Source organism: Klebsiella sp. WP8-S18-ESBL-06 (genome assembly GCF_014169755.1).
Lineage (GTDB): Bacteria > Pseudomonadota > Gammaproteobacteria > Enterobacterales > Enterobacteriaceae > Kluyvera > Kluyvera ascorbata_B.
In genome coordinates this window covers 2,600,014-2,618,281 of sequence record NZ_AP022256.1, presented here as the reverse complement: position 1 = coordinate 2,618,281, position 18,268 = coordinate 2,600,014, and the positions used below count along the sequence as shown (strand labels likewise).

18 protein-coding genes and 1 pseudogene are annotated in these 18,268 nt (G+C 55.5%); 8 read left to right on the top strand and 11 right to left on the bottom strand.

Features of this window, described 5'->3' with window-relative positions; all coding sequences use genetic code 11:
- Positions 1–89: 89 nt before the first annotated feature.
- Entirely contained in the window at positions 90–1,532 is a 1,443-nt protein-coding gene (gene pyk / locus H7R76_RS12530) for a pyruvate kinase (RefSeq protein ID WP_106927766.1), read from the bottom strand.
- Positions 1,533–1,641: 109 nt separating this feature from the next.
- A pseudogene (locus H7R76_RS12525) lies at positions 1,642–2,546 on the bottom strand (MurR/RpiR family transcriptional regulator).
- 363 nt (positions 2,547–2,909) lie between these two features.
- Here H7R76_RS12525 and zwf point away from each other — a divergent pair.
- The 3 genes from zwf to H7R76_RS12510 all read left to right on the top strand — a co-directional run bounded on the left by zwf (position 2,910) and on the right by H7R76_RS12510 (position 7,112).
- Positions 2,910–4,385 (top strand): glucose-6-phosphate dehydrogenase, encoded by a 1,476-nt coding sequence (zwf, locus tag H7R76_RS12520; RefSeq protein WP_106927762.1) that lies wholly within the window; start codon positions 2,910–2,912, stop codon positions 4,383–4,385.
- Positions 4,386–4,619: 234 nt separating this feature from the next.
- Positions 4,620–6,431, top strand: a complete 1,812-nt coding sequence (edd, locus tag H7R76_RS12515) for a phosphogluconate dehydratase (protein WP_182965362.1) — start codon at positions 4,620–4,622, stop codon at positions 6,429–6,431.
- Between the two features lie 39 nt (positions 6,432–6,470).
- Positions 6,471–7,112 (top strand): bifunctional 4-hydroxy-2-oxoglutarate aldolase/2-dehydro-3-deoxy-phosphogluconate aldolase, encoded by a 642-nt coding sequence (locus H7R76_RS12510; RefSeq protein ID WP_106927758.1) that lies wholly within the window; start codon positions 6,471–6,473, stop codon positions 7,110–7,112.
- A 74-nt stretch (positions 7,113–7,186) separates the two neighbouring features.
- Here the strand turns inward: H7R76_RS12510 and purT are convergent, their stop codons facing one another.
- Positions 7,187–8,365, bottom strand: coding sequence for a formate-dependent phosphoribosylglycinamide formyltransferase (gene purT, locus H7R76_RS12505; RefSeq protein ID WP_106927756.1), 1,179 nt, complete (start codon positions 8,363–8,365; stop codon positions 7,187–7,189).
- A 182-nt stretch (positions 8,366–8,547) separates the two neighbouring features.
- Here purT and H7R76_RS12500 point away from each other — a divergent pair, with 182 nt between their 5' ends.
- Positions 8,548–9,189, top strand: coding sequence for a tellurite resistance TerB family protein (locus H7R76_RS12500; RefSeq protein WP_106927754.1), 642 nt, complete (start codon positions 8,548–8,550; stop codon positions 9,187–9,189).
- An 82-nt stretch (positions 9,190–9,271) separates the two neighbouring features.
- Complete coding sequence (gene ptrB, locus H7R76_RS12495) at positions 9,272–11,323, top strand: oligopeptidase B (protein ID WP_182965361.1); 2,052 nt, start codon at positions 9,272–9,274, stop codon at positions 11,321–11,323.
- On the opposite strand, the gene exoX is transcribed toward ptrB, so the two are convergent.
- The 3 genes from exoX to H7R76_RS12480 form a co-directional block, all read right to left on the bottom strand.
- A complete protein-coding gene (exoX, locus tag H7R76_RS12490; protein WP_106927750.1) occupies positions 11,324–11,983 on the bottom strand; it encodes an exodeoxyribonuclease X in 660 nt (219 codons plus the stop codon).
- 22 nt (positions 11,984–12,005) lie between these two features.
- The gene (locus tag H7R76_RS12485) at positions 12,006–12,674 is read right to left on the bottom strand and encodes a carbon-nitrogen hydrolase family protein (protein ID WP_106927748.1); all 669 of its coding nucleotides are present in this window, start codon (positions 12,672–12,674) and stop codon (positions 12,006–12,008) included.
- 87 nt (positions 12,675–12,761) lie between these two features.
- Positions 12,762–12,992: a DNA polymerase III subunit theta gene (locus H7R76_RS12480; protein ID WP_106927746.1), complete on the bottom strand. Its 231-nt coding sequence runs from the start codon at positions 12,990–12,992 to the stop codon at positions 12,762–12,764.
- A 137-nt stretch (positions 12,993–13,129) separates the two neighbouring features.
- Here H7R76_RS12480 and yobA point away from each other — a divergent pair, with 137 nt between their 5' ends.
- From yobA to H7R76_RS12465, 3 genes are read left to right on the top strand one after another with little or no spacing between them, the layout of a single operon-like run.
- Positions 13,130–13,504 carry a CopC domain-containing protein YobA gene (yobA, locus tag H7R76_RS12475; RefSeq protein WP_106927913.1) on the top strand — a complete coding sequence of 125 codons (375 nt, stop codon included), beginning with the start codon at positions 13,130–13,132 and terminating at the stop codon, positions 13,502–13,504.
- A gap of 2 nt (positions 13,505–13,506) precedes the next feature.
- Positions 13,507–14,379, top strand: a complete 873-nt coding sequence (gene copD, locus H7R76_RS12470; RefSeq protein WP_106927744.1) for a copper homeostasis membrane protein CopD — start codon at positions 13,507–13,509, stop codon at positions 14,377–14,379.
- A gap of 15 nt (positions 14,380–14,394) precedes the next feature.
- Complete coding sequence (locus H7R76_RS12465) at positions 14,395–14,730, top strand: YebY family protein (RefSeq protein ID WP_106927742.1); 336 nt, start codon at positions 14,395–14,397, stop codon at positions 14,728–14,730.
- A 331-nt stretch (positions 14,731–15,061) separates the two neighbouring features.
- Here H7R76_RS12465 and H7R76_RS12460 read toward each other — a convergent pair whose 3' ends face one another.
- The 5 genes from H7R76_RS12460 to H7R76_RS12440 all read right to left on the bottom strand — a co-directional run bounded on the left by H7R76_RS12460 (position 15,062) and on the right by H7R76_RS12440 (position 18,259).
- Positions 15,062–16,147 (bottom strand): tyrosine-type recombinase/integrase, encoded by a 1,086-nt coding sequence (locus H7R76_RS12460; RefSeq protein ID WP_182928594.1) that lies wholly within the window; start codon positions 16,145–16,147, stop codon positions 15,062–15,064.
- Complete coding sequence (locus H7R76_RS12455) at positions 16,116–16,388, bottom strand: excisionase (protein ID WP_182928595.1); 273 nt, start codon at positions 16,386–16,388, stop codon at positions 16,116–16,118. Before H7R76_RS12455 ends, H7R76_RS12460 begins: the two co-directional genes overlap by 32 nt.
- A 61-nt stretch (positions 16,389–16,449) precedes the next feature.
- Entirely contained in the window at positions 16,450–16,692 is a 243-nt protein-coding gene (locus H7R76_RS12450; protein WP_182965360.1) for a DUF4060 family protein, read from the bottom strand.
- Positions 16,689–17,111 (bottom strand): PerC family transcriptional regulator, encoded by a 423-nt coding sequence (locus tag H7R76_RS12445; RefSeq protein WP_182928597.1) that lies wholly within the window; start codon positions 17,109–17,111, stop codon positions 16,689–16,691. Before H7R76_RS12445 ends, H7R76_RS12450 begins: the two co-directional genes overlap by 4 nt.
- A gap of 35 nt (positions 17,112–17,146) precedes the next feature.
- Positions 17,147–18,259, bottom strand: coding sequence for a RecT family recombinase (locus H7R76_RS12440; protein WP_182967977.1), 1,113 nt, complete (start codon positions 18,257–18,259; stop codon positions 17,147–17,149).
- Positions 18,260–18,268 lie beyond the last annotated feature (9 nt).

Here is an 18,268-nt window from a genome sequence, read left to right as displayed (position 1 = left end):
CACCGAGCCTTTCCGGCGGCGCTACGCTTGGCCGGGCTACGCAGATAAAAAAACCGGACATCGTCCGGTTTTTTTATCGCGAGAATAACTTACTCAACGGTCAGAATACGCGTGGTGTTGGTTGAACCCACGGTGCTCATCACGTCGCCCTGGGTCACGATAACCAGGTCGCCAGACATCAGATAGCCTTTATCACGCAGCAGATTTACCGCGTCGTGTGCCGCCGCCACGCCGTCACATTCGCTGTCGAAGAAGACTGGCGTCACGCCGCGGTACAGCGCTGTCAGGTTCAACGTACGCTCATGGCGGGACATCGCGAAGATAGGCAGCCCGGAGGTGATACGTGAGGTCATCAGCGCGGTACGGCCGGACTCGGTCATGGTGATGATGGCGGTCACGCCTTTCAGGTGGTTAGCCGCATACATTGCTGACATGGCAATCGCTTCTTCCACGTTGTCGAACTGCACGTCCAGACGGTGTTTAGAAACGTTGATGCTGGGGATCTTCTCTGCGCCCAGGCAAACGCGCGCCATGGCCGCTACGGTTTCAGATGGGTACTGGCCTGCTGCAGTTTCTGCTGACAGCATGACCGCATCGGTACCGTCCAGCACGGCGTTGGCCACGTCCATAACTTCCGCACGGGTAGGCATTGGGTTGGTGATCATTGACTCCATCATCTGGGTCGCGGTAATCACGGAACGGTTCAATTGACGAGCGCGACGAATCAATGCTTTCTGGATGCCTACCAGCTCCGGGTCGCCGATTTCAACGCCGAGGTCACCACGGGCAACCATCACCACGTCGGACGCCAGGATGATGTCGTCCATCGCGTCCTGGCTGCAGACGGCTTCCGCACGTTCCACTTTGGCAACGATTTTCGCATCGCAACCCGCTTCACGGGCCAGGCGGCGAGCGTAGTTCAGGTCTTCGCCGCAGCGCGGGAAGGAGACGGCCAGGTAATCAACGCCAATTTTGGCGGCCGTGTGGATGTCCGCTTTATCTTTGTCGGTCAGAGCTTCTGCCGAGAGGCCACCGCCTAACTTGTTGATGCCTTTGTTGTTGGAAAGCGGGCCGCCCACGGTCACTTCGGTGAACACCTTCATGCCCTGGATTTCCAGTACTTTCAGCTGTACGCGGCCATCATCGAGCAGCAGGATATCGCCCGGTACCACGTCGGCAGGCAGACCTTTGTAGTCGATGCCCACTTTCTCTTTATCGCCTTCACCTTTGCTTAGGTTGGCGTCGAGCAGGAATTTATCGCCGATGTTGAGGAAAACTTTGCCTTCTTTGAAGGTTGATACGCGAATTTTTGGTCCTTGCAGATCGCCAAGGATGGCTACATGGCGCCCCAGTTTTGCTGCAATTTCGCGGACTTTGTCGGCACGTAGCTGATGATCTTCAGGCGTACCGTGAGAGAAGTTCATACGGACGACGTTAGCGCCGGCGGAAATGACTTTCTCAAGGTTGTTGTCGCGATCGGTTGCTGGGCCTAACGTGGTGACGATCTTGGTTCTGCGAAGCCTTCTGGACATGTAATACTCCGTTGACTAGTACAACTCAGGTGTTGCGTGAACAGGAATTCGGCAATATGCCAATAATGCGTTACCGAATGCTTAAATAAATGACGCTTTTTTATCGCTTTTAGTGATTATCGCTGTGTGTCGATAGTTCTTTATCAAACCGCGATTCCTTTAACGCTTCTTTGACTCGCTTCAAGTTATCCCTGAATTTTGCTCCACGGCGCAGGGTAAAGCCGGTTGCCAGCACATCAATGACGGTGAGCTGGGCCAGCCTCGACACCATGGGCATATAAATATCGGTATCTTCAGGAACGTCCAGCGTGATAGCGAGTGTGGCCTCTCTGGCCAGCGGCGTCCCTGAGGAGGTGATGGCAATGACCATAGCATCGTTTTCACGCGCCACCTGCGCAACCTCCACCAGGCTCTTGGTCCTGCCGGTATGGGAAATCAGCACCACAACGTCGTCATCGCTGCAATTCATACAGCTCATTCGTTGCAAAACAATGTCATCGGAATAGATAACCGGCACGTTAAAGCGGAAAAACTTGTTCATGGCGTCATGCGCCACGGCGGCGGAGGAACCGAGCCCGAAAAAGGCGATTTTCTTTGCCTGAGTCAGCAGGTCGACGGCGCGATTCACCGCCGACATGTCGAGCGACTGACGCACGTGGGCGAGGCTGGCCATCGCTGACTCAAAAATTTTTGCCGTATATGCCTCGACGCTGTCATCCTCATCTACATTACGATTAACATACGGTGTACCGTTGGCCAGACTTTGGGCAAGATGCAGTTTAAAATCAGGAAAGCCTTTGGTTTCCAGGCTGCGGCAGAAGCGGTTAACGGTCGGTTCGCTTACCTCAGCTTCCAGAGCGAGGGCGGCAATGCTTGAGTGGATTGCCTGTTCGGGGGCCGCCAGAATAACTTCCGCGACTTTTCGCTCGGATTTGCTAAGGTTTTCCAGTTGGGACTGGATTCTTTCCAGCATGTTCATCGTGACAAGGTGCTCATAGATTGAAACGATTCCATTAATGGGTGAAATCTGCAGGCGTTTTAGCAAGAATATACGCTTGAAGCGGAATGAAAAGTGAAGAGTAACAGCAAAAGATGTTGTTTTTTTTCATTACATGATCGGTGTCGTATTTTAACCGACGCCCTTCAGGCGAAAGAACGAACAAAACTGGCGCATTGCCTAAGCGTCGTTGCCCTGCTGGTTCCGAATTGTGCGATCGGCGGCGCTGAAAGGCGTTAAAGGGTTTCGGCAATTTCGTAAACACAGTACAGTGCACCGTAAGAAAATTACAACGATATCCGTGATTTTCCGGGGAAACCCGGGCGATAACGGGGAGATAGCCTGGCATAGAACCGGGAATATAAACTGAGGAGAATGACATGGCGGTAACGCAAACGGCCCAGGCATGCGATCTGGTCATTTTCGGCGCGAAGGGCGATCTTGCCCGCCGGAAACTGCTGCCTTCCCTGTACCAGCTTGAAAAAGCCGGCCAGATTAATCCGCAGACGCGGATTATCGGCGTAGGCCGCGCCGACTGGGATAAAGCGGCATACACCAAAGTTGTCCGTGAAGCGCTCGAAACCTTTATGAAAGAAAAAATCGATGAAGGTTTGTGGGACACCCTCAGCGCACGTCTTGATTTCTGCAACCTCGATGTCAATGATGCCCCGGCATTTGCGCGTCTTGGCGAGATGCTCGATCAAAAAAATCGCACCACCATCAACTATTTCGCGATGCCGCCAAGCACGTTTGGCGCCATCTGCCGCGGCCTGGGCGAAGCGAAGCTGAACGCCAAACCGGCGCGCGTGGTCATGGAAAAACCGCTGGGTACCTCACTGGAAACTTCACGTGAGATCAACGACCAGGTCGGTGAATACTTTGAAGAGTGCCAGGTTTACCGTATTGACCACTATCTGGGTAAAGAAACGGTACTGAACCTGCTGGCGCTGCGCTTTGCTAACTCCCTGTTTGTGAATAACTGGGATAACCGCACCATCGATCACGTGGAAATCACCGTCGCCGAGGAAGTTGGCATTGAAGGCCGCTGGGGTTACTTCGACCAGGCCGGTCAAATGCGCGACATGATCCAGAACCACCTGCTGCAAATTCTGTGCATGATTGCGATGGCGCCGCCGTCCGATCTGACCGCCGACAGCATTCGTGATGAGAAGGTGAAAGTCCTGAAGTCGCTCCGCCGTATCGACCGCAGCAACGTGCGTGATAAAACCGTTCGCGGTCAGTACACCGCCGGATTTGCCCAGGGCCAGAAAGTGCCGGGCTACCTCGAAGAAGAGGGCGCGAACAAGTCCAGCAGCACGGAAACCTTCGTCTCTATCCGCGTAGATATCGACAACTGGCGCTGGGCGGGCGTGCCGTTCTACCTGCGTACCGGTAAACGTCTGCCGACCAAATGCTCTGAAGTCGTCGTTTACTTCAAAAACCCTGAACTGAATCTGTTCAAAGAGACCTGGCCTGAACTGCCGCAGAACAAGCTGACCATTCGTCTGCAGCCGGACGAAGGCGTGGATATTCAGATCCTTAACAAGGTGCCGGGGCTTGAGCACAAGCATAACCTGCAGGTGACTAAGCTGGATCTGAGCTACTCGGAAACCTTTAACCAAACGCACCTTGCCGATGCTTACGAACGCCTGCTGCTGGAGACGATGCGCGGTATCCAGGCGCTGTTCGTACGCCGCGACGAAGTGGAAGAAGCCTGGAAGTGGGTTGACTCCATTACTGAAGCGTGGGCAAGCGACAACGACGCGCCGAAACCTTACCAGGCAGGGACCTGGGGGCCGGTTGCCTCTGTGGCGATGATCACCCGCGACGGCCGTTCCTGGAACGAGTTTGAGTAAGGCGTCGCTGTAATCCGGAAGAGTTATTTTACCGGTAACATGATCTAACACAGCAAGTCGTGCTTTTTTTACGCATTTAAGCCCCGGGAGGATTCACCCCCGGGGCTTTTTTTATTACACTGCGGGCAGACCTTTGCCTCTGAGCTGCGCTATTCGGGCATTTATCTCTTAATCAGATCAATAAATAAACCGCAGTAGGTCGTAGCCTGGACAGAAAAATTTTAAGGAGCCTTTATGAACTCTGTAATGTTACGGGTAACAAATCGCATTATCGAACGCTCTCGCGACACGCGCGCGGCTTATCTCGCACGTATCGAGCAGGCAAAAACTGAAACGGTTCACCGCTCCCAGCTTGCCTGTGGCAACCTGGCACACGGTTTTGCTGCCTGTCAGGCAGACGATAAAGCGTCGCTGAAAAGCATGTTGCGTAACAATATCGCGATCATTACCTCCTATAACGACATGCTGTCGGCCCACCAGCCGTACGAGCATTACCCGGATATCATCCGTAAAGCGCTGCACAGCGTGAACGCGGTCGGGCAGGTTGCTGGCGGCGTTCCGGCAATGTGCGACGGCGTCACTCAGGGTCAGGACGGGATGGAACTTTCGCTGCTTAGCCGTGAAGTGATCGCCATGTCCGCCGCCGTTGGCCTGTCTCACAATATGTTTGACGGCGCGCTATACCTCGGCGTGTGCGATAAAATCGTCCCGGGGCTGGCGATGGCTGCGCTCTCCTTTGGCCACCTGCCGTCTATCTTCATCCCATCAGGCCCGATGGCCAGCGGTCTGCCAAACAAAGAAAAAGTCCGTATCCGCCAGCTTTATGCGGAAGGCAAGGTGGATCGCAATGCGCTGCTTGAATCAGAAGCCGCGTCCTACCACGCACCGGGTACCTGTACTTTCTATGGTACCGCCAACACCAACCAGATGGTGATTGAGTTCATGGGCATGCAGCTGCCGGGTTCTTCGTTTGTCCACCCGGACGCCCCGCTGCGCTCCGAATTGACCGCTGCGGCGGCACGCCAGGTCACGCGTATGACCGGCAACGGCAACGAATGGATGCCGCTGGGTAAAATGATTGACGAAAAAGTGGTGGTCAACGGTATCGTTGCTCTGCTGGCGACCGGCGGCTCAACGAACCACACCATGCATCTGGTGGCGATGGCACGCGCGGCGGGCATTATCATCAACTGGGACGACTTCTCTGAACTGTCTGACGTTGTACCACTGATGGCGCGTCTGTATCCGAACGGCCCGGCAGATATCAACCACTTCCAGGCGGCTGGCGGCGTACCGGTGATGGTACGTGAACTGTTGAAAGGCGGTCTGCTGCACGAAGACGTGAATACCGTCGCCGGTTTTGGTCTGTCCCACTACACCATGGAACCGTGGCTCAATAACGGCAAACTGGACTGGCGTGAAGGCGCAAACGCCTCGTTGGACGACAGCATCATCGCCAGCTTCGACAAGCCGTTCTCTAAACACGGCGGCACCAAAGTGCTGAGCGGTAACCTTGGCCGCGCGGTGATGAAAACCTCCGCAGTGCCGGTGGAAAACCAGATTATTGAGGCACCGGCCGTGGTCTTTGAAAGTCAGCACGATGTTCTGCCGGCCTTTGAGGCGGGTCTGCTGGATAAAGATTGCGTGGTGGTTGTGCGTCATCAAGGACCAAAAGCGAACGGCATGCCAGAATTACATAAACTTATGCCGCCACTTGGTGTATTATTGGACCGCTGTTTCAAAATTGCGTTGGTCACCGATGGACGACTGTCCGGTGCATCCGGTAAAGTGCCGTCAGCGATTCACGTCACCCCTGAAGCCTATGATGGTGGCCTGCTGGCGAAAGTCCGCGACGGTGACATGATTCGCGTGAACGGTCAGACCGGTGAGCTGACGCTGCTGGTTGATGACGCTGAGCTGGCCGCGCGTCAGCCGCATATTCCCGATCTGAGCGCCTCGCGCGTGGGGACAGGCCGTGAACTGTTTGGCGCATTACGGGAAAAACTGTCCGGCGCAGAGCAGGGCGCAACCTGTATTACCTTTTAAGTTGACACGTTTTGTAGATCTGGCGAGAGAATAATTCTGATGAAAAACTGGAAAACAACTGCAGAAGCAATCCTGACCACTGGCCCGGTAGTGCCGGTCATCGTGGTGAAAAAGCTTGAGCACGCCGTACCGATGGCGAAAGCACTGGTTGCTGGCGGCGTACGCGTACTGGAAGTGACGCTGCGTACAGAGTGCGCAATGGACGCTATCCGCGCGATTGCGAAAGAAGTGCCGGATGCTATCGTGGGCGCGGGTACCGTGACCAACGCACAGCAGCTGAAAGAAGTGACCGATGCGGGCGCGCAGTTTGCTATCAGCCCGGGCCTGACCGATGAGCTGCTGAAAGCGGCAACCGCGGGTACTATTCCGCTAATCCCGGGTATTAGCTCCGTTTCTGAACTGATGCTGGGTATGCAGCACGGCCTGAAAGAATTCAAATTCTTCCCGGCTGAAGCGAACGGCGGTGTGAAAGCGCTGCAGGCTATCGCAGGTCCGTTCTCTCATATCCGTTTCTGCCCGACTGGCGGCATCTCTCCGGCGAACTACCGTGACTATCTGGCGCTGAAAAGCGTACTGTGCATCGGCGGTTCCTGGCTGGTTCCGGCCGACGCGCTGGAAGCTGGCGACTACGATCGCATCACCAAACTGGCTCGCGAAGCGGTTGAAGGCGCGAAACTGTAAGGTGTTTGCCTTACCCGGTTAACTGACCGGGTAGGACAAAAAAAGAGCGGGCACGCGTTAGCGGCCCGCTTTTTTTATCCCTGGATAATCACGGCGGCGGCGGCGATTTTTGCCCGTTCCACCGCCTGTTCTACGCTGTCGCCGGTAGCCAGTGCGACGCCCATCCGCCGCGAACCGTCAATATCCGGTTTGCCAAACAGACGTAGCTGTATCCCCGCGCCAAGCGCATGATGGACCTTATCAAAGGTCACGTTACGGCTGGTCAGTTTTGGCAGCAGCACGGCAGAGGCAGAAGGGCCGTACTGACGAATGGCGCCGATAGGCAGGCCCAGAAATGCGCGGACGTGCAGCGCGAACTCAGACACATCCTGTGAAATGAGCGTAACCATACCGGTATCGTGCGGGCGAGGAGAAACTTCACTGAACACCACGTCGTCGCCGCAGACAAACAGCTCAACGCCAAACAGACCATAACCGCCCAGTGCCAGTACCACGTCGCGAGCGATTGCCTGCGCACGTTCCAGCGCCAGCTCGCTCATCTGCTGCGGTTGCCAGGATTCGCGATAATCGCCGTCTTCCTGACGATGGCCTACCGGTGCGCAGAAGTGCACGCCGTCGACGGCATTCACCGTCAGCAGCGTAATTTCAAAGTCAAAATTCACGACGCCTTCGACGATCACCCGGCCAGCCCCTGCGCGGCCACCTTCCTGCGCATACTGCCATGCCTGCGTCAGCTGATCTTCACGGCGAATAAACGTCTGCCCCTTGCCGGAGGAGCTCATCACTGGCTTGATGATACACGGCAGGCCGATGGTGGCTACCGCCTGGCGAAACTGTGCTTCGCTATCGGCAAAATAGTAGGCTGAGGTCGGCAGCTTAAGCTGTTCGGCCGCCAGACGACGAATGCCTTCGCGATTCATGGTCAACTGAGTGGCGCGTGCGCAGGGCACAACGCGCTGCCCGTCCTGTTCCAGCGCAATCAGCATGTCGGTCGCGATCGCTTCGATTTCCGGTACGATAAAATCCGGTTTCTCTTGCTCGACCAGCGCCTTCAGCGCCGCTCCGTCAAGCATATTGATAACGTATGAGCGGTGCGCTACGTGCATCGCTGGCGCATCGGCGTAGCGATCGACGGCGATGGTTTCAATCCCTAATCGCTGGCATTCAATGGCGACTTCTTTACCTAACTCACCGGAACCCAAAAGCATTACGCGCGTCGCCGCCGGACGCAGAGCTGTGCCTAATAACGTCATTTACCTATTCCACCGTCTGACAAAAATTTGTCGCATTATAAACGAAAACGTTTGCGTCTGTCTTGTTGTCGACGCGGCAGCGCGGCTATCGCGTTAAATTTGCACATCTTTATCTGTACCAGACATATTCTGACGTCTGCTCGCATAGGCTAAGCTTCTCATGAATTTATACTGGGGGTCATATGTCTGGCTGGCTTAATCAACTGCAATCACTGTTGGGCAAATCATCGGGTAATGGGAAAGGCGCTCTTGGCGAAATGCTGGTGCCGGGAGCGTTAGGTGGTCTGGCAGGGCTGCTCCTTGCCAGTAAATCATCGCGGAAAATGCTGGCGAAGTATGGTACTGGCGCGCTGCTGGTGGGCGGCGGTGCGGTCGCCGGGAGCGTGCTGTGGAACAAATACAAAGATCAGCTACGCGGTTCGACGCCGGCAGAAGCGAAGTATGGCCAACCGGCCGCGCCGCTGGATGTGCGTACCGAGCGTTTGATTCTGGCGCTGGTGTTTGCCGCAAAAAGCGATGGCCATATTGATGCTAAAGAGCAGGCTTCGATTGAACAACAGCTGCGCGATGCCGGCGTGGAAGCGCAGGGCCGTGCGCTGATTGCGCAGGCAATTGAACAACCGCTCGATCCGCAGCGGCTGGCGCGCGACGTGCATAACGAAGAAGAGGCGCTTGAGCTGTACTATGTGAGCTGCGCGGCAATCGACATCGATCACTTTATGGAACGTCGCTATCTGGATGAGCTGGGCGAGGCGCTGAAGCTGCCGTCAGAAGTGCGCGAAAGCATCGAGCGCGATTTACAACAGCAAAAACAGCAGCTTTAAGTGCAATCTTGCAGGTTTTGCTTGCATCAACGTTGAATTTGTCCACCCTTAGAGGGTGTGACTAAAACAGAAGAATAACGAGATGCCGCCAAAAGCAAAACGGATATCCCACGCCATGACCTTACATGGCGATACGCGCGTTGATCATTACTACTGGCTGCGTGACGACACTCGCACGAAGCCCGCCGTGATGGAGTATTTACAGCAGGAGAACGCCTACGGTCGCGAGGTGATGTCGAGCCAGCGCAGTTTGCAGGATCGCGTGCTTAAGGAGATTGTCGATCGCATTCCGCCGCGGGAAGTGTCGGCCCCGTATTGTAAAAACGGCTACCGCTACCGGCAGATTTTTGAGCCAGGCCAGGAGTACGCTATCTATCAGCGACAGGCTCCAGGCGAAGAAAACTGGTCGCTGCTGCTTGATGAAAATAAGCGCGCTGCGCGCAGTGAGTTCTATGCCCTCGGCGGGCTGAACGTCGCGCCTGATAACAACCTGCTGGCGGTCACGGAAGACTTTCTCTCCCGCCGCCAGTACAGCCTACGCCTTCGCCATCTGGCTAACGAAACCTGGCTGCCTGAGGTGATTGAAGACGTCTCACCGGGCGTGGTGTGGGCCAACGACTCGCGCTCACTCTATTACGTTCGCCAGCATCCGACAACGCTGCTGCCGTGGCAGGTCTGGCGTCATCAGGTTGGTACGGCGCCTGAGCAGGATTGCCTGATCTATGAAGAACAGGACGACACCTTTTACGTCAGCCTGCATAAAACGTCATCACGCCAGTTTGTGGTGATTGCGCTCTCCAGCGCCACCACCAGTGAAATGCAGCTGCTCGACGCCGATAATCCCGACGCTCGTCCGCAAACGTTCCTGGCCCGCCGCAAAGATCATGAATACAGTCTCGACCATTACCAGGGGCATTTCTACATGCGTTCTAACCGCGACGGTAAGAACTTTGGCCTTTATCGTGGCGTCAGTGGGGAAGAGGCCAACTGGCAGACGCTGATTGCCGCGCGTGATGCCGTCATGCTGGAAGATTTCACCCTGTTTCGTGACTGGCTGGTGGTTGAAGAGCGCCAGCGTGGCCTGGCAAGCCTGCGGCAGATCCATCGGCAGACTCACAAAGAAACGGCCATCGTCTTTGACGATCCGGCCTATGTGACCTGGATTGCCTATAACCCGGAGCCAGAAACGGCCTGCCTGCGCTATGGCTACTCGTCGATGACCACACCGGATACCCTGTTTGAGCTGGATATGGACAGCGGTGAACGCCGCGTGCTGAAACAGCAGGAGGTTAAAGGCTTCGACGCCAGCCGCTACCGCAGTGAACGCCTGTGGATCACCGCGCGCGACGGGGTGGAAGTCCCGGTTTCGCTGGTGTATCGGCATGAGCATTTCCGTTCCGGCAAGAATCCGTTGCTGGTCTATGGCTACGGTTCTTACGGTGCGAGCATGGATGCTGATTTCAGCAGCAGCCGTCTTAGCCTGCTCGACCGTGGTTTTGTCTTCGCCATTGCCCATGTTCGCGGCGGCGGCGAGCTGGGGCAGCAGTGGTATGAAGACGGCAAATTCCTGAAGAAGAAAAATACCTTTAATGACTATCTCGACGTCTGCGATGCCCTGCTGGCGAAGGGATTCGGTGCTCCGTCGCTGTGTTATGGCATGGGCGGCAGCGCGGGCGGGATGCTGATGGGAACGGCGATCAACGAACGCCCCGAGCTGTTCCACGGCGTAGTGGCGCAGGTGCCGTTTGTCGATGTGGTGACAACCATGCTGGATGAGTCTATCCCGCTGACCACCGGCGAGTTTGAGGAGTGGGGCAATCCGCAGGATGAAACCTACTATCGCTATATGAAATCGTATAGCCCGTATGACAACGTGCGGGCGCAGGCTTACCCGCATCTGCTGGTCACCAGCGGGCTGCACGACTCGCAGGTTCAGTACTGGGAGCCGACAAAGTGGGTGGCGAAGCTACGCGAGCTGAAGGTTGATGACAATCTGCTGCTGCTGTGTACCGAAATGGATGCCGGCCACGGCGGTAAGTCGGGGCGCTATAAAAGCTATGAGGGTGTGGCGCTGGAGTTCGCGTTCCTGATTGCCCTGGCGCAGGGGACGCTGCCAGGGCGTGCGGAGCGCTAGCTAGCCCTCGAGATAGTGTTTTAGCGTCAAACGCAGTTCCGGGCTCATGCGGTCGAGGTTGTTAAACAGCCAGCGCAGGTAGCCCGGATCGTTTTTAGCCACTTCGGCGACTTCCTGCCCGCGATATTTACCGAAGGTAAACGTACGCAGCAGCGCCGGGCGCCCGGTGACGTCGACCATTTGTTCCGGCGTCCACCCGGAGGCTTGAATAATATCAATCAGCAGTGCGGCGGTAATGTAGCAGTCGTAAAGCGCGCGGTGGTGATGCAGCCCCGGCGGGGTTGCGACGCTCAGCTTACGGGATTTATACAGCGCCATGTTGCTGTACTTGATACCTGGCCACAGGCGGCGCGCCATTTTCATGGTGCAGATCCACTCGCCGTTCATCTCAGGCAGCACGCGGCGGTCAAAGCTGGCGTTGTGAGCAACATACCAGGGACTGCCCTGATAAAACGGCACTACCTCTTCAATCCATGGCTTATCGGCTACCATCTCTTCGCTGATATGGTGAATCGCCATGGCCTGTGCGCTGATGGGGCGGTCGGGGCGAACCAGATGACTCATGGGGTTGACGATTTTTCCGTCAATAACATCGACGGAGGCAATCTCAACGACGCCTCCTTGCAGGTCGCAGGTTTCGGTATCGATAACGCGCAGCATGGCGAACTCCCGGCCAAAACGTCTAGCGTAAAGGAATGATCTCGCCTTGCCAACCCTGGGCGCTTTTTCTGCCGGTTACCAGCAGTTCGCCGGCGTCGGCGCGGACGATCAGCTGGCCGTTTTCATCCCACAGCGCGCTGCCGCCGGAGAACGTGCCGCAGCCGTAGTTGGATTTTAATACCGCGATGGCATATTTGTGGGCAAAGCGCTGTAAACGCTGGGTCGTACGCTGCTGCTGAAGTTCGGCCATACAGCTGACGGTTGCCAGCAACGAGGCCTGGTGAGACAGCTCACAGCCTTCGGTGTTAAGTTCAAAAACGCTTATCTGATCAGATCCCGGTGCCAGACAGGTGCCATGGCCCTGCTGATGTTTGGACGGCGCCGCGTCATCGGGGGTAAAAATAACGATCCCCTTAATCCGTTGCCCTTCCTTTTCCATCGGCAGCCCGGCGATGATCGTCATCCGGTGGCGCTGTGCAGCATCGCGAAGCGGGCGAAGCTGGCTGTCGGGCGGCGGGGCAGGCAGGGCGTGCTCGTCAGCTGAGCCCGTAAGGGAGAGTTCCGGGAAAATAAGCACCTTACAGGCCTGCTCGGCGGCGGCATCAATAAAACGCAGATGGCGGGTAATGTTTTCAGCAACATCTCCCGTTCTGGGCGTATATTGCGCTGCAGCAATAGTCCATGTCAGCATAGTTGCATCCTTCAACACGTCGTCTGTGGGCTTTTATTCTAACAAGGTATCAAATCTGACGTAAGGAACTGTCACTAACAGTAAGCATTATTTGGTTTTCGGTTCATACGGCAGGCGTGAGAGATTTACGGAAGCCAGACGGTGTGCAATGAGACGCTCACGGAACCAGTCGCGCAGGTGCGCAGGCTGCTCGCGTTCGACGACTTCGGCAACGACCGGCATGTTATAGCGCTCTTTGAACGCAACGCCCGCTGCGGCCAGGTCAACGTTAACTTTGTCCATCTCCTGCTGAGGCAGGGCTGCCAGGTTGGTTTGCATGCTTTTCTCCTTGGAATATCGCGCAAAAGTTACTAAGAGTCTCGCAAAATGGCAAGTCCGCAGGGCACCCATCTCGACGTGAACATTATACAGCGTTATTCTTTGACTTATATTGATAACAAAAGGGAATGATGGAAATGAACTTCACCGCACCCCGCGCGCTCTGCACCATGCTTTTTACTCTTGGCCTTTTGAGCGCCTCATCCGTCTGGGCGCACGCCCATCTGCAACAGCAAACGCCCGCAGCAAACACTGAGGTAAGCCCTGCACCGCAGGCGCTGACGCTGAATTTCTCCGAAGGCATTGAGCCCCATTTTAGCGGCGTGACGCTAACAGGACCGGATCATCAGACGGTCGCTACTGGCAAACCGGTTCGCAGCGAGAGCAATAAAATGCAGCTGGTTGTGCCGCTGACCCAGACGCTCATGCCTGGTCTCTATACCGTCGCGTGGCATGTGGTGTCGGTCGACGGGCATAAGACCAAAGGCCAATATCAGTTTAGCGTGAAGTAACGATGCTAACGGCACTGTATATTGCGCTGCGTTTTGTTCACTTTGCGGCCTTGATGGTCGCTTTTGGCTGCACGCTTTACGCGGGCTGGTGGGCACCCTCCGCGCTGCGTCGCCTGTTGATTCAGCGCTTTGCCCAGCTACTGCGTAGCGCATTGGCCGTTAGCGCGCTTTCGGCGATGCTGATGCTGGTGGTGCAGGGCGGGTTGATGGGGGAGGGCTGGTCTGACACCTGGCGTCCCGACGTCTGGCAAGCGGTGCTGCATACGCAGTTTGGCGGCGTCTGGCTGTGGGAAATCGTGCTGTCCTGGGTTGCATTGGGCATCGCCTGGGTGCGGCCGCGGCAGATGATGCGACGGCTTTTGCTTCTCTGTGTCGCGCAGTTTATCCTGCTGGCTGGCGTGGGCCATGCGGCCATGTATGACGGCGCGGCGGGCGCGCTGCAGCGTGTTAATCATGCGCTGCATTTGCTGTGTGCGGCGGCGTGGGTTGGCGGGCTGGTGCCGTTTCTCTACTGCCTGCGACTGGCGAAAGGACGCTGGCGTAAGGCGGCTATCGGTACGATGATGCGCTATTCCCGCTACGGCCATCTGGCCGTTGCCGGAGCGCTGGTGACGGGGTTGATCAATAGTTGGCTCATTCAAGGGGGGCTGACCGTCGCCACGCCGTACGGTATCGCACTTTGGGTGAAGATGGGGCTCGTTGCGTTGATGGTCGCGCTGGCGCTACTAAACCGCTATCTGTTAGTGCCACGCATGGCATCGACGCCGCAGGGGCTGGCACAGCGTCTGTTCCTCCGCACCACGCAGGCGGAAATTGTATTGGGGGCACTGGTGCTGGCGTGCGTCAGTCTCTTCGCGACCTGGGAACCTTTTTAATCAAACTGGCGAACTATGAAAAAAATTATTCTGTCTTTGTTGTTATTAACCGCTTCCGGCAGCGCGCTGGCCGCTCAGGTCATCACCGTGAGTCGATTTGAGGTGGGGAAGGAGAAGTGGGCTTTCAACCGTGAGGAGGTGATGCTGACCTGCCGCCCTGGGCACGCGCTATACGTGATTAACCCCAGTACGCTGGTGCAGTATCCGCTCAATGATGTGGCCGAGCAGCAGGTTAAGGCGGGTAAAACCCAGGCACAGCCGCTGAGCATTATTCAGATTGACGATCCTGCCCAACCGGGAGTGAAGATGAGCCTGGCACCATTTATTGAACGTGCCGAGAAGCTCTGCTGATCGTCTATCTGTTTAATAATCAATAAAAAACCGCAATCATTCTCGAGAAATGGCTGCGGTTTTTTTTCATTATGCCGTTTCATTGACGAAAATTTTCCGCTCGCAAGGGCTGCGGACTGGAAAACCTGTCACGGTCATCTATTCTTATAAAGCATGGCGACTTAGCCTGCATTAATGCCAACTTTTAGCGCACGGCTCTCTCCCAAGAGCCATTTCCCTGGACCGAATACAGGAATCGTATTCGGTCTCTTTTTATCTGTCTGTTTTTGCTGGGTATTTTTAGGTGGTACCCGAAATTCCCCGAAAATCACCCGAAATAATTATATCCTGTTTAAACCATATCATACTCTGCACCGCGTGCGTCCAGGTATTTTTGCGTCATTGTTAAATTTTTGTGTCCTAACAGGCGCTGCGCAAAATCTGCGCCACGTTCCTTTTCGTAAAGTCTACCAGCCAAGCTCCTGATCTCATGGTAGGTAGGAGGGTTGGGGCCAAACTTTAACCCGGTTGAATCCCTCGTGTCTGAAAATGCCTGTGTCAGCCCATCTGGAGTTAATGGCCCAGGCTTCCTTCCGCCGCGCCTCACCGATGAATAAAGCATAAAATCGGATGGGTTATTCTCTCTGCACTGTTCGATAACATCCTTCAATACAAGGTTTGCCGCGTCCAGTCGTAAATCGAGTGGGATAGCCAGCTTATGCCCAGTTTTTTCCTGTGTCACGAATAACCTACCATCAATCACGTCGCTGAATCTGAACATCGAGACATCCTCTCTCCGCTGCCCAGTAACCAGTGCTAGGTCGCAGGCGCTTGCCGCCCACTCTGAGTTGGTGTTAGCCGCCGCCCTGATCACCATGAACTGTTCAAGTAAAAGACGTTCACGCTTGACCTTTGGCGTTGGGGTTCTGGTCGGTTCCGCCGGATTCTTGTCAATTCGTCCCTCAACAATTGCTTCCCTGAATATATCGAGCAATACAGATCTCAGCCCGGAGGCCATGCTTTTCTTGTCACTGATGATGTAGTACTCCAGAAACTCAGCGATATCTTTTGTTGTCACCGAAGTCAGAGGAATCCTGCCGAACTCTTCGTTAATCGTGGCTATCTGGTTTTTCCGTACCTTCATTGTGTTAGGTTTTAATTCCCTTCGCTCAAGAATTACCGCATAGCGCTCCAGCCATGCCGACACCGTAAAGGTGGGCACATCTTTTATTTTTTCAAGAAGCGTAGATGGCAGGTAGTTCTGATCGATGTAGCTGTTGGCCTCAATAGCCTGGGCAACTGCATCTTTTCGGGCAACCCGACCCAGTGATATTTCCTGTCCGGTGATCGGGTTGCGCCATGAGTAAAGCTTATCTCTTTTGCGAAAGGTCAGATTACGGGGCAGATTAGCGTCGTAACGTACCGGCCTGTTCGCCATATTTCAGTCTCTCCAGTAGAGTGCCTTTCGTCGGCAATTCCTGCCGCGGTGCCTTGTGGCGTAAGTTTTTTTTGCTCGGATCTACGTAAATTGAGTCCGGATGCAGACGATACTCTTTACCGTGGCGCTCAGGGGCGGGGTAAATTCTTCCTTCGCGAACCCAGCGGCGAAGAGTAGATAAAGAAGGTGGAGTGGCGTAAACGGAGTTTGCCCATTCCTGCAGGTTTAAAAGCTTTGCCATCTTGCCTCCTGCTGGCAACCCATTATATAGCTGCCAGCCAATTGTTATTGATAATCCAGAATCAAGATACCTGGCCCGGCAGCGCACGCAGTCGGCGCATCCCGGTCATCGCTGTGGCCACATAGCTTCGGCTACGGTTGACCACTTCTACCCAGACCTTCACGCCTTCAACCCGCACCGTATACGTTTCTTTCATCTTGCTGCGCCCGTAGTCGCCGTAGCGCTCCTGATGCGTAGCCAGGGCGATGGCGCATGCCTGGTACGCGAGTGGGGATTGTCTACTGCCTCGGTTGATCAACTTCATGCTTTGGTCCTCCGAATGCAGCGGTTACGTTGAGAGGCGATCAAGGCGACGCCGGTGACCGTTTTCTGGAGGCGGGATAGCTCCGCCCATACCGTAGCCGCCCGGCGCCACAGTCCGCGTTTTTCCAGTTGCGTAGCCGTTGACTGTAGCTGTCGTAATTGACCGTGCTCGGTAGGGGCCTGTGTTGGTCCATTGACGAGCTCGTCTGCATACCAATCACTCACAACGAAGTTATGAATCCGGCCATCGACAGTATTCCGGGTGCGGATAATCATTCCGCTCTCCGTCATTACGCCAATGATGTAACGTGTTGCCCGGTCGGTGAGGCAGAGCGCTTCACTGATTTGTGGGGCGCTGGCCTGCGGATTTTCGAGCAGGTAATGAGCGACCGCTTTCTGACGTTCAAATTTATCTACCATGCTGATAATTCGGCCCCTGCCAGGGCCGACCTCCATTAGCCAACGTATTCCGGTTTCATGTCGTCGAGCGTTACGCGGAACTGTTCGTAAAGCTCGTCGCCGAGGTGACGGCGCGCAGCGGTGAGTGTTGCTTCAGCCTTCGTGAACAGGTCGGCTGCGTCCGGTTCGCCGGCAGACGGCAGGGAGTTAATCGTCGCCTCGATTTTGTTGCGAGCATTCACCCGGTGATAACGCTGCGTGGCTTTGTTCTTAAGTTCGGTGAATAATGCTGAACCCAGGGTTGCCTTGGCCTGATTGATGTCTTCACCAACGGCCTTAGCGGCGTCGATGTCCTCGGCAGCATCAATGCGATCACGAAATTCATCGGCGATAGCATCAATATTCACTGCGGATTCCCGAGCGCTGGTGGTAGTTGCGACAGTGTCTGCTGAGATTTCAGCCAGGCTAACGCGCTGCGGCGCCGGGTTAATTTCTTTCTCTGTGCGCTGCTCAACTTCATCCGGTGTGTAGACGCCAAGAACAACTGCCGGGCAGTAGAGACGCGCCCAGTATTTCAAAGCCAGATAGGCGATCTGCTGTTTAGGGTTTGAGATCCACAGCGGGGAATTGCGGGTAATCACGCTGGAAAGGAAAACTGGCTCTCCCCAGGTAACTTCGCTCTCGCCGCGAATGACCGCACCAACACGCACTGAAAGGCCTTGTTCATCTGCGCTGCTCCAGCCGCGAACCGTCTCTTTTTTATCGTACGTTCCGCCGCCTTTTGCCGGCTTCTTGACGATCTCTTCACGGCTGCTGGCGCATTTTGACCAGTCGCCTTCGTACTCATAGTGGAAGCGGCCCACGATTGCGTTTGAGCTGGAAATCACAGCGTTAACCAGTTGCGCTTCGTAACCCAGAACGCCATTCACCAGATGCGTTTTCTGCGCTACGGCGTATGGGTTCATACCCCACTGCATAGCCTGCATGATAATAGCCATGCAGTCGGCCGGATTACCTCGGAGGTGTTCTGGTACCGTCACTGCCGCCTGAGCCATGAGTCCGGCTACAGCCTGGAGCTGGGTTAGCGCCTGAACGTTGAAAATGGCATTGCTCGCTGAAATGGTGGTTGGTGCCTGTTGTTCTGCGTTCACGATATTCATGTTTTCCATCATCATTCC